The following is a 9,413-nucleotide window of genomic DNA, read 5'->3' on the forward strand; positions in this document are numbered from 1 at the left end:
AGGATCCCCAGAAGGTTGCCGGCACCTCGTGCAGCGACGCCTGGCGAGATCACCCACGTGCAATGCGTCGCATCAATCCCTGGCCTGCGTATCCGACAATCAGGTGCGTCATATAAGGTGACTGGCCGCTTCCCGGAAGCGGAATTCCGGTGGCCGCTTTCTGGCGATGAATTTGAAGAGCGGTCCGACGCAACCCGGCCCACTTCTGCCGTCGACCCGGTGGCGGCAAGGGCCGCTTCGAAGGCGCAGCGGCCATTTATGTCGGCGGGTCGGGCGTTAAGCGATCTGCACTGGTCGCCGTCAAGTAGCTCATCTCGACCGCTCGATCCCGTCGTGACTAGGGTTTTTCCCAATGCAGAAAAACTGGCGATGTGCCGTTAGCGGCGTTTAGACCTCACGGCGCACTTTTCGTCAAGCCGACTTTGAAAGGCTTCGAACAATGCGCTTTCGCGTTGCTTATGCAAGTACCGCTGCCACCCCTTTGGGTCGTCAGGACCATTTGGATATCCTTGACAGGGCGCGTGCTCGAAATGAGCGACTCGAAGTCACTGGAATTCTTTTGCACTGGTCGGCCGTTTGCTCTTGCCGCGATAGGACGGCGTCCTTATGTCCAATCTCATTAAAATTTCCCTGCTCTTTATCGGCGCTCTCTTGATCGCCTTGATCGTACGCACGGTAGTAGCGAGTGCATCGCATCCCTCCACGCCCGATGTTGCGCTCGTAAAGGTGCGTGCCGGTAACGCCGATTTACCGCAGGGCCTGCTCCTACGCGAGGACGACATTACATGGAAGCAGATACCAGTCGCGGAGGTTCCTCCGAACGCCGTTATAGCCGGTGCACCGGGAGCGGTGGAACTCATCGGAGCCGTTCTGCGCCACCCCATAGCGAGCGGTGCCGTAGTCGCGACGAATGACGTGATTTTGCCCAATGCTCCAGGATTCCTGGCGGCCGCCGTCAAGCCTGAAATGCTTGCCGTGTCGGTGGCCGTGGACGATGTCTCTGGAAACGCCGGCCTAATTCAGCCGGGCGACTATGTGGACTTGTTGTTGACGCAACAGATGGACCGTCGAACCGACCTGCCCGACCTTGCGGTATCAAGCGAAACCGTCGTCGAGCAGGTTCGCGTGCTAGCGGTAGGCTCGGAAATAAACCGACCAAAAATCGGCGATGCCCCGGACACGAACAACCGGGCGCGCACCGTGACGCTGGAAGTCGCTCTTCGGATCGGTCAAGTGGTTTCCGGTGCCGCTCGCCTCGGCAGCCTGTCACTCGCGCTGCGCAGCTTTGCCACGGTTACGCGGGAACCCGCCGTAGCTGCGCCGGCCGCTTCACAGCACGGCCCTGTGTGGGCTGGCGACGTTTCGCGCGCGGTGCGCGACCTGCCTAGAACACACGCGGTCCAAGGCGTCGTCACGAATAAGCTCGAACCCGCTCCGCCGACCGTCCACGTCTACAGAGGTTCCGAGGAAGGCGGCATTACGTCGGTGTATCGCGGCGACGAGCGGCATGCACACGTCAACCCGTCGCGGAACTACGTCAACCCGCCGCCGACCTTGGTCTCTTCCGTTCCGCAAGGGGCCATCGACGTGACCACTGGGCAATACCTTCCACCGGTAGGGGGCGGCGTGATTAATCCGCAAACAGGCGCGTTCTACCCGTCGGTGGGCGGAGGCTACATTGACACACAGACCGGTGCGTTCATGCCGGCGCAATAGACGTACATTCTCGTAAATGCGCACGCGGGGGTTCGGGGATCTTGTGCCATAAAGCGCTGGACTGTTGAGCCTGCTGTATCCGAGAGGGCGGTCACCTCGCGCCAGCGATGCAATGATCAAAAGTCCGGTCTGGCCGACGACGCGCCGGACAGGATCAGCCGAAAGTTGTCTAGCCGTTGAGCGTCAGCTATGCCCGAAAAGCGTGCGCCGCGCATCGGACGGGTTTCGAAGTGGAGCAGCCGTTCGGGTGACCACTGCATGGCTCCGGCGAACGGCAAAGCGTGGCCGACTGCCGAAGTTCGTGGTTCGAGTGTCGTTGATCCGCGGCGACCGTAGTCCGAACTGCCTGAGATGTCCGTACAGATGTCCGCTGTCTACGGCGGAGCTGACGCTCCAACGTCAGTCGAGTGCGCGCGCGAACGGCCGTAGCTGGCCGATCGGGTACGTTCGCCAGCGGCCGATAATTTGCACTCCACTTCGCCGGACATGCATTCGGCTGAGTGACCGTTTATAGGAAGCTCTCTGACCGGGTTGGGTCGGCAACGCTCAGTGCGACCTAATCTTGCCAGCAGCGATGGCCTTCGCAAGATCGTCGGCCAGGGCCGCTTGCACCGACGCATGCTTTTCTCGCACGGCCTCGGCGTCCTTCGTAAGTTCGGGAAGATCATGGACCAGAGCTGCGATCTCTGCATCCCGTGCGGCGGCCAACTCCGCCAGATTCTCAGGCCGCAATGCGCGTTCGAGGAGTCCTGCGTCAATGCCGAAATGCTTGCTGATAGCGTCGCAAGCATGTACTAGCGCGAACGACACTTGCTTTTCCTCGTCTAAGCCTTTGCTCTTAGGGCAGAAGTAGCCGGCGTGCAAAACGTCGCCGAGTATCTCCGTTGCCACCCAGTCTGTGAGGTCTTCTTCGAACGCTCGCGAGTCGCTGCTGGCTGAGGCAAACATGCGCAGAGCGTCCGCCGTCCGTACTTCTCGCGAATAGATTTCGACGCGGCCGCCGCCGGCCTGCGCGTCCACCCATACCAAGGCGCTATCACCGTCAGACATGTTTGCCCTCTCTGGTTGGCATCAGAAAAGTTCCTTCTGGGCGAGCGCAAGGCCTATCGCTTCGTTCTGTTCCGCCGTCAAGTTTCTAGCTTCGACGCGCTCTCGTCGATAAAAAATCATCGTTCCGTAGACGTCTGCCAACATCCTTGCTCTTGGGCAGACAGCGAAGTCATCCGTCGCCGCCTGCCGCGATCGCCAGTAGTTGATGGCGTTTTCAATATCAGTGATCGAGTACTCGTTCATGCTGCTGGCTGCCGTTGCTCTGTGAGGTGCCGATGATATTCCTCTTCGTCGCGTGTTGTCGCCGAGGCGTCGACGAACGCATCGTATTCTTCGGTGCGTTCGTTGCTCGTGCGTGGGCAACGGCTGTCCCTTGACGCTCGGTGGGCCGCGAGCGTTGGGTGGGCACCCGTGCTAGTGCTTTACTTGGTCTTCCAACTCGATGACCAGTTCCGCGGCCAACGCCGCCTGCACGGCTACGTGCCTTTCCCGAAATGCTTCGGCGCCGACCATGACCTCGGGATGCTCCTTGAAAAACGCGGCTACTTCCGCGTCTCTCTCAGAGGTAAGCGCGGCGATGTTCGCGGGTTCTAACGCGCGCTCCAGCGTTTCGGCTTCGATGCCGAAATGCTCGCTGATAGCAGCGACCGCGTGCGAAACCGGAAACGCCACATCCTCGTGGGCGTCTTTTTTGCCGTCAACGAAAAAATAGCCAGCGCAAAGCAGGTCGCCTTTGAACTCGGCTGCGAGACGCGAGGCAAGATCGTCCTCGATTGCTCGCCGGTCGTTGCTCGCGGAGTCGAAGATCCGCAGCGCCTCTTCCTTTGTCGCTTCGCGCGAGTAAATTTCAACGCGGCCACCTCCGGCGCGTTCTAGCTCGACATAGACAGTTGCACCATCAAGTTTGGACATATGTTTTTCCCCTTCGACGTTGGTGATTGAGTACCCGTTCATGCTGCCTGTCGGGTCTTGAGTAGATGTTTCAGTTGTTCACGGGTAAGGGTTGGATTCATTGCCTTCTCCAACACGATCTCGGTCAGTTCATCGTCCGAGTACGGCGCGAGAACCGCCAGTTCGCCTGCATTGAAAAGCGCCTCCACCTTGGCCCTATGCCGGGAGTCGACGAAGCGCTCATAGACTCGCACGTATTGCGCGGCCCTCGCCTTCGACACGCGCAGGTTCATTTCGGCATATTTATAAAAGAAAGTTGCACCTTTCCGCTCAGCTACCGTCAAGCTCGAACCCTCAGACCTCGCATTCTCGATGCAGGCATTGACGACTATCTCCTTAAGATCCACTAAGGCTTTGCCGGTGACGAAAACATCGACTGGCGGCTTCAACATGATTTTGCTTTCTCCTTTTTAATCGGCTTCTGGTCGCGAGAACAGGGCAGGTGGCTGGCAACGGGCCTTCTAGTGCAGAGGGCCGCGGATCAGCGCCATTTCCCGCTTGAATTCGTCCGGGGGGTTCTCTTTTATGTCGTCCATGGCTTCCACGAAGGCATCGTAGAAGTCTGCAAGCTCGGGATAGTCATCTTGCAGCCGCGCCATGCCGCGTTCGCGCTCGTCGATCAATGCTGCGACATTGCCGGGATGAAGCGCTGCGCGGACTTCATCGGGCGAGAAGCCGAAATACTTCTCCGCCGCATCGATTGCGTGCTCCCGGGCGAAAGCGACCGTCCCGTGAGGGCCCCGAAGCCCCGGGGTCGAGTAGCCCAACAGCAAGACATCGCCTTGAGTCTCGGTCGCAAGCAACGTTGCGACGTCCTCTTTGATCAATCGGGGGTCGCTGCTCGCCTTCGCGAACATTTGGAGCGCGTCGGCCTCCGTGACTTCCTTGCTCAGAAGCTCGACGCATCCGCCGTAGACATCAATCTGTAAATGGACGTAGATGGTCGTACCGTCGTCAATCGTCATTTGTTTTTCCGGATTTCTCTCGATCTAGGCGTGCTGGTTTCGCAAGCGCGTCGTAATCGCTGCGCCTGTGAGATTCATATCGGCTCGCTTCATTTGAATGGCAGCCTTGACCGCTTCATCGGTCTCGGTGGCCAACAGCTGCAAGTCGGCGATACCGAACAGGCTCTCAAGCTCGGCGCGCATCTCGAACTCCCCGAACCGCTCATACATCGTGACCAGCTGCCTTGCATCGCCCGCGCGGACGTTAATAGATGCCGCTAATTTTCCAAGGATCGTCGCCGCTTTCCGCTGCACGGCGACGTGGGTCATCTGGGTGCCGCCTCTTGACTTGATGATCTCTTCGACGGCCCGCCTTTTCATACTCGTGAGCGCGCGCGCTCGTTCCATGTATGCGGCGGTCGTTTCTTTCGTGTGTTGCCTCATCGTGGTCGCGGATCTACTGAGGTTTCTTGGTCAGGTTGCGGACGCGCCCAGTGTTGAGGCTGCCAAACTCATGCTGCAGTGCCGCATCGGCCGATTGCTGGGAGCTCGTGGGCGACAGGTTGCGGACGCGCCCGGTGTTGAGACTTCCGAACTCGCCCTGCATAGCGGCGTCGCCTCGCGCCGTTGAGCGACCTACAGCCGAAACGTCGTCCTTCGCCATCGCGATGGCCGGACGTACCAACAAAATCGTTTCCAGATACTTCATGCAGTCCTCATGCGCTGAGAGCGGCGCTCTCTGATCAACAAAGCTTCGTGAGCGCGGCAACACCGGGGAAGTGGCCTGATGCCGACCCTACCGGTGCATAACGGCATTTCGGGGCGGGTTTTTAGTCCCTGTTTTAAATCATCGCCCTAACGTCAGAGCCTAACGAACCCGGCTCAAAGTCAAGTTTCCGATGCAAGGGTGCGCTGTGCGCTTGGCAGCGGCTGTCGCACCACAGCGGAATTGGCGGCTTTCGACCCCGCATGCGCCCCCAACCTCCCCGCTACAATGGTGATAATTCGTATTATCAGGCATGGTTTTAATGGGTAAATAGGGGGTAAGGCATCTACGTCCCGTCCAGACGGGCCTCCAGACAACAAAAAGAAGCCGCTCACATGGCCAACAAGCCGCAGACCGTCACCAAGAGCCGTGCCGCGTACACGCGTACTCACTTCGCCGCGCTCCGGGCGTACGTGCAGCGAATCACCGCCTCGACGATCGCGCGGCTGTATTTTTCTGAAGACGAAGACGGCAACGAAGCGACGCCGGGCTGGCTCGAGTCGTTTTTGAGGCGCATGCAGGCGGAACTGGTCGAGCTGGCGCTCGAGCGCGGTTCGTCGGTCTTGGCCGTTGCCAAGCCGGAGCCGACGCACAAGGTCGGCATGTGGTTCCGGCCGCTGATCGCGCGACGGCTTAAAGACACGGGCATCCAAACGCTGGCCGAACTGGTGGACTTCTGCAACCGCCGGGGCGGGAGCTGTTGGCGGGCGGTGCCGCGCATTGGGCCCGGCCGCGCGCAGCGGGTCGTGTCGTGGCTGAATTAGAAAGAGGACGCGATCGGCGCGCACGTCGGCGCCGACGTGTCGGTCGACGATCCGTTGTCGGCACCGGAAAGCGAACTCGTAACGTGCGGCGTTTTCATGGCTAGTCGACGTCCGCTATCTGGCTGGCAACCCGTGGACCGCCGTGTCGGATCCGGTCATCGTTGAACGCGAGAACCTCCTAAAAGTCGAGCGCGCCCTTCCCGCCGATCTATGGGCGCGGATTCGCGGCCATATCGATAGCCAGTGCATGCCCCAAGCGGCTTCCTACTGGCGATCAGCACGAGTCGCGATCCTTCTAGCTGCGGACTCCGGACTTCGGCGCGACGAGCTCGTGTCCGCCCGCAGAGAAGGCATATCGCCCACGGAGCATGGCGATGGTGAAGACTTGGTGTGGAAATTGACGATCGTCGGCAAGCGCACAGCGCACCGTCCCGGCCAGCCCGGCCGCGAGCGAGGCGTTGGCTGCTCGCACCAATCTTCATTCCGCCGCGAAAAGAGGCCCAAGCGAAACACGCGGACGGCGCCCGGCTCGCCTACCATGTCGACACCATCAGCTTCATGATGGAGTGGGTTATGAAGCGTCTCATCAAGGGAAATGCCAGACCTGACGACGGACGAAATGAAGTTGCTGGCCGGTACATCGACGCACTCGTTCCGTCATACCTTTGGCACGCACGCCGCGGCAGAGGACGTGCCGCTCGACGTCGTGCAAAAGATCCTCGGGCATGCATCGTTGCAGACCACGTCAATCTATATCGAAGCGGAGAAACAGCGGATGCTTCGAGAAGCCGCATCGTTCTACCGTCGTCCGAAAGTCGACCCACTGAGCGAAAGTTGAAAGCCGGACAGAGATGCCAGATCGATCGCTGCGAGCAAGATGCAAATAGCTACCATGCTCGGAAATGCGGCTCCGTTTGCGGCTCCGTCAAATGAATGCCGTCCTCGCGAACAAATTCGAGGTCGTTCGCGAACGGAAAGATGCGTTTGTACGCCTCAAGCGGTAACCCGTTCGGATGCAGTTCGTCGCGGACGATTCCTTCGAAGAGAACGGCGCAGTGATAGTGCCATTCCGGATGCGGGTCAAGGCATTCGCCCGACGACATCCAAATTTTGCCGATGAACTTGGCGCCTCGGTCACGAAGTTCTTGCCTCAGCCGGATGGTTATGAGCCAGACGTCGGCGTTCCGTTGCTGGGCCTGAATCCGTCGCTTTTCTTTGCTCGCCCACTCGTCGCATTCCATGGTCCGCGGATCGGAAATGTCAGCGTTCAGTTGCATCGTTCATTTGACTAATTGGAAAAAGTGGCTCACGCGGCACTCGGTGCCGGTCGGTGGCTCAGTCGATAGACGGCTGAAACCGCGGGCCGCTTATGTTGATATCAATCCGATAGACCGGAAACTTAGTAGGAACAACGAGGGCCGCACTGAGCTGCGATGACGAAGTGGACATGTATTTCGGTTCGACCATTAGCAGGTGCTCACCTTTTGACAAGCAGATCTCGACCGCGTCGTTTGTACCTAATTCCGCGGTCTTCGCACCGTCCACGTTGAGAAGCACAACACCGTGGTCCGCAACGGTGGAACGATGATCGGTTCGGGGATGCAACGGCATCACCTGCGTAGACTTTAGGGCCGGGTCGCTTGCCAAAGAGCCGCCGCGTGATACAACGCCGGCTTTTCGCCTGATCGAAGGTGCAGATCCCGGTTACCTTACTCACATATTTGATGTCCACCGACCTTGGTAACGCAGCGTTAAGCGCTCATCACCAAGGAGCCGACATGGCCAGCATCAGTGCGCGCGAAGCTTCATGCGCAAAGAAAATTCTTAAAGCGGTCGCGGTCGCGCTCGCCACCGCGACGTCGTTGGCCGCAATCAACGCCTCGGCACACGTCAGCGCGGGTATCGGCTTGGGATATGCGGCGCCTGTGTACGCCGCGCCGCCTGTCTATTACGGGCCTCCTCCGCCGCCTGTCTATTACGCCCCGCCACCGCCCCCGGCTGTCGTCTATCAAACCGTGCCTGCGGCGGTCGTTTTGGTGAAGACTGGCGCCAGCGCGAGTGGCGTGAACATGAATGGCGCGAGCGCCGGGAATGGCGGGAGCGCCAAGAGTATGAGCGCCGACGCGCTTACTTTGGCTACTAAGCATTGAGACGCTAATAGGTGCGACGATTGCGAATGGACGAGCGTCTCCTCCATGGGCCCGCCCCTCGGACATGGAATTGGCCACCCCTCGTGGCGGGCTTTTTTCTGCAGCAACCTTTGTGATTCGGCTACGAAGCCCGCCGCGTTGGGTCTGCGGACAACCCGGCTTAATAATAGTTAATAAGCGTTACACTGTAGGCTGCTTACTCGCAGGCAAAACTATGATTAGCGCAGACCTTGGGCAGCAGCTTGAAACGTACATCACAAAGCTGGTCGAGACAGGCCGCTACGGCTCAAAAAGCGAAGTGCTCCGCGAAGGCGTGCGATCGATTCAAGATCGCGAGACACAGCTCGCCGCGCTAGATGCCATGATCGAGCGAGGCATCGCCGATTCAGACGCGGGTCGAGGAAAGCCCGCCGAAGAAGTGTTCGACCGGCTGGAGGCCAAGTATCAGGCGATGGTGACCGGCAAGGCATGATTGTTCGCATCCTGCCTGGCGCCGAGGCCGGGCTTGAGGCCATCGGCGACTACATCGCCCGCGACAATCCACGCCGTACCCTTGAGTTTCGTTCGCGAGCTGCGTGACAAGTGCATGAGCCTCGCGGACATGCCCCTCGCCTACCCGCTCGTGCCTCGCTATGAAGATCGCGGCGTGCGACATCGTGTTCACCGCAGCTACCAGATTTTCTACCGTGTCGCCGGCCAGCCGGAGCGCATCGACGTGATTCACGTCCTAAGACCACGACGTGGCCGGGCGCAGAGCGCACTCCGAAGTTGAGATGGCGAGATATAACAAGGCAGGGCGGGTTGCGACGAGCAAGCCGAAGAGGCTCATCGCCAGAAAGCTCACGGTCAGGCGAATGCCGGGCCGCTGCGCCTTGGTGGGACGATGGGCAGGAGGATTCCAGGGCGGCCTCAAATCTGAAGTGCAACACCATTTCGTATAAGGTGTTGCGATGCATGAAAGAACTCCGTACCAGCAACTTCAACCTGAAGAGCGCCTAACCATTGCAAGCCTGCATCTGCAGGGTTCGAGTATCCGGGCCATGGCCCGGATACTTCGGCGCTCGCCGGCAAC

At 59.6% G+C, this 9,413-nt stretch carries 16 protein-coding genes; 8 read left to right on the plus strand and 8 right to left on the minus strand.

The annotated features are described in order from the left end of the window. The first annotated feature begins 439 nt into the window (after positions 1 to 439). Positions 440 to 655 (plus strand): BLUF domain-containing protein, encoded by a 216-nt coding sequence (locus QCE48_RS32045; RefSeq protein WP_404983461.1) that lies wholly within the window; start codon positions 440 to 442, stop codon positions 653 to 655. Beyond that, positions 607 to 1,716: a Flp pilus assembly protein CpaB gene (cpaB, locus tag QCE48_RS31225; protein WP_309788768.1), complete on the plus strand. Its 1,110-nt coding sequence runs from the start codon at positions 607 to 609 to the stop codon at positions 1,714 to 1,716. Before QCE48_RS32045 ends, cpaB begins: the two co-directional genes overlap by 49 nt. Positions 1,717 to 2,262: 546 nt before the next feature. Here the strand turns inward: cpaB and QCE48_RS31230 are convergent. From QCE48_RS31230 to QCE48_RS31260, 7 genes are all read right to left on the minus strand, one after another. After that, a complete protein-coding gene (locus QCE48_RS31230; protein WP_309788767.1) occupies positions 2,263 to 2,766 on the minus strand; it encodes a hypothetical protein in 504 nt (167 codons plus the stop codon). A gap of 21 nt (positions 2,767 to 2,787) precedes the next feature. Beyond that, complete coding sequence (locus tag QCE48_RS31235) at positions 2,788 to 3,009, minus strand: DUF3717 domain-containing protein (RefSeq protein WP_309788766.1); 222 nt, start codon at positions 3,007 to 3,009, stop codon at positions 2,788 to 2,790. Positions 3,010 to 3,180: 171 nt separating this feature from the next. Continuing rightward, positions 3,181 to 3,720, minus strand: a complete 540-nt coding sequence (locus QCE48_RS31240; protein ID WP_309788765.1) for a hypothetical protein — start codon at positions 3,718 to 3,720, stop codon at positions 3,181 to 3,183. Then, entirely contained in the window at positions 3,717 to 4,109 is a 393-nt protein-coding gene (locus tag QCE48_RS31245; protein ID WP_309788763.1) for a hypothetical protein, read from the minus strand. Before QCE48_RS31245 ends, QCE48_RS31240 begins: the two co-directional genes overlap by 4 nt. A 69-nt stretch (positions 4,110 to 4,178) precedes the next feature. Next, on the minus strand, positions 4,179 to 4,682 hold the full coding sequence (locus tag QCE48_RS31250) for a hypothetical protein (RefSeq protein ID WP_309788762.1): 504 nt from the start codon (positions 4,680 to 4,682) through the stop codon (positions 4,179 to 4,181). 24 nt (positions 4,683 to 4,706) lie between these two features. Continuing rightward, complete coding sequence (locus tag QCE48_RS31255; protein ID WP_309794447.1) at positions 4,707 to 4,991, minus strand: hypothetical protein; 285 nt, start codon at positions 4,989 to 4,991, stop codon at positions 4,707 to 4,709. Between the two features lie 127 nt (positions 4,992 to 5,118). After that, on the minus strand, positions 5,119 to 5,370 hold the full coding sequence (locus QCE48_RS31260) for a hypothetical protein (protein WP_309788759.1): 252 nt from the start codon (positions 5,368 to 5,370) through the stop codon (positions 5,119 to 5,121). 392 nt (positions 5,371 to 5,762) lie between these two features. Between QCE48_RS31260 and QCE48_RS31265 the strand changes: the two genes are divergently transcribed. Beyond that, positions 5,763 to 6,191 (plus strand): phage integrase family protein, encoded by a 429-nt coding sequence (locus QCE48_RS31265; protein ID WP_309788758.1) that lies wholly within the window; start codon positions 5,763 to 5,765, stop codon positions 6,189 to 6,191. Between the two features lie 595 nt (positions 6,192 to 6,786). Continuing rightward, on the plus strand, positions 6,787 to 7,029 hold the full coding sequence (locus QCE48_RS31270) for a site-specific integrase (RefSeq protein WP_309788757.1): 243 nt from the start codon (positions 6,787 to 6,789) through the stop codon (positions 7,027 to 7,029). Between the two features lie 49 nt (positions 7,030 to 7,078). Here the strand turns inward: QCE48_RS31270 and QCE48_RS31275 are convergent, their stop codons facing one another. Further along, positions 7,079 to 7,468 (minus strand): hypothetical protein, encoded by a 390-nt coding sequence (locus tag QCE48_RS31275; protein ID WP_309788755.1) that lies wholly within the window; start codon positions 7,466 to 7,468, stop codon positions 7,079 to 7,081. Between the two features lie 501 nt (positions 7,469 to 7,969). Here QCE48_RS31275 and QCE48_RS31280 point away from each other — a divergent pair. The 4 genes from QCE48_RS31280 to QCE48_RS31295 form a co-directional block, all read left to right on the plus strand. Beyond that, the gene (locus tag QCE48_RS31280) at positions 7,970 to 8,341 is read left to right on the plus strand and encodes a hypothetical protein (RefSeq protein ID WP_309788754.1); all 372 of its coding nucleotides are present in this window, start codon (positions 7,970 to 7,972) and stop codon (positions 8,339 to 8,341) included. A 214-nt stretch (positions 8,342 to 8,555) separates the two neighbouring features. Beyond that, the gene (locus QCE48_RS31285) at positions 8,556 to 8,813 is read left to right on the plus strand and encodes a type II toxin-antitoxin system ParD family antitoxin (protein WP_309788752.1); all 258 of its coding nucleotides are present in this window, start codon (positions 8,556 to 8,558) and stop codon (positions 8,811 to 8,813) included. A gap of 129 nt (positions 8,814 to 8,942) precedes the next feature. Then, positions 8,943 to 9,113, plus strand: a complete 171-nt coding sequence (locus QCE48_RS32050; protein WP_409014742.1) for a hypothetical protein — start codon at positions 8,943 to 8,945, stop codon at positions 9,111 to 9,113. A 178-nt stretch (positions 9,114 to 9,291) separates the two neighbouring features. Further along, a partial coding sequence (locus QCE48_RS31295) for a helix-turn-helix domain-containing protein (protein ID WP_309794449.1) occupies positions 9,292 to 9,413 on the plus strand: 122 nt, incomplete at its 3' end.

This window comes from Caballeronia sp. LZ024, assembly GCF_031451455.1.
In the GTDB taxonomy this organism is placed as follows: domain Bacteria; phylum Pseudomonadota; class Gammaproteobacteria; order Burkholderiales; family Burkholderiaceae; genus Caballeronia; species Caballeronia telluris.

Excerpts from the sequence above, each read along its gene's own strand:
- QCE48_RS32045 (WP_404983461.1), top strand. The coding sequence starts at position 440 with ATGCGCTTTCGCGTTGCTTATGCAAGTACCGCTGCCACCCCTTTGGGT.
- cpaB (WP_309788768.1), top strand. The coding sequence starts at position 607 with ATGTCCAATCTCATTAAAATTTCCCTGCTCTTTATCGGCGCTCTCTTG.
- QCE48_RS31230 (WP_309788767.1), bottom strand. The coding sequence starts at position 2,766 with ATGTCTGACGGTGATAGCGCCTTGGTATGGGTGGACGCGCAGGCCGGC.
- QCE48_RS31235 (WP_309788766.1), bottom strand. The coding sequence starts at position 3,009 with ATGAACGAGTACTCGATCACTGATATTGAAAACGCCATCAACTACTGG.
- QCE48_RS31240 (WP_309788765.1), bottom strand. The coding sequence starts at position 3,720 with ATGAACGGGTACTCAATCACCAACGTCGAAGGGGAAAAACATATGTCC.
- QCE48_RS31245 (WP_309788763.1), bottom strand. The coding sequence starts at position 4,109 with ATGTTGAAGCCGCCAGTCGATGTTTTCGTCACCGGCAAAGCCTTAGTG.
- QCE48_RS31250 (WP_309788762.1), bottom strand. The coding sequence starts at position 4,682 with ATGACGATTGACGACGGTACGACCATCTACGTCCATTTACAGATTGAT.
- QCE48_RS31255 (WP_309794447.1), bottom strand. The coding sequence starts at position 4,991 with ATGACCCACGTCGCCGTGCAGCGGAAAGCGGCGACGATCCTTGGAAAA.
- QCE48_RS31260 (WP_309788759.1), bottom strand. The coding sequence starts at position 5,370 with ATGAAGTATCTGGAAACGATTTTGTTGGTACGTCCGGCCATCGCGATG.
- QCE48_RS31265 (WP_309788758.1), top strand. The coding sequence starts at position 5,763 with ATGGCCAACAAGCCGCAGACCGTCACCAAGAGCCGTGCCGCGTACACG.
- QCE48_RS31270 (WP_309788757.1), top strand. The coding sequence starts at position 6,787 with ATGCCAGACCTGACGACGGACGAAATGAAGTTGCTGGCCGGTACATCG.
- QCE48_RS31275 (WP_309788755.1), bottom strand. The coding sequence starts at position 7,468 with ATGCAACTGAACGCTGACATTTCCGATCCGCGGACCATGGAATGCGAC.
- QCE48_RS31280 (WP_309788754.1), top strand. The coding sequence starts at position 7,970 with ATGGCCAGCATCAGTGCGCGCGAAGCTTCATGCGCAAAGAAAATTCTT.
- QCE48_RS31285 (WP_309788752.1), top strand. The coding sequence starts at position 8,556 with ATGATTAGCGCAGACCTTGGGCAGCAGCTTGAAACGTACATCACAAAG.
- QCE48_RS32050 (WP_409014742.1), top strand. The coding sequence starts at position 8,943 with ATGCCCCTCGCCTACCCGCTCGTGCCTCGCTATGAAGATCGCGGCGTG.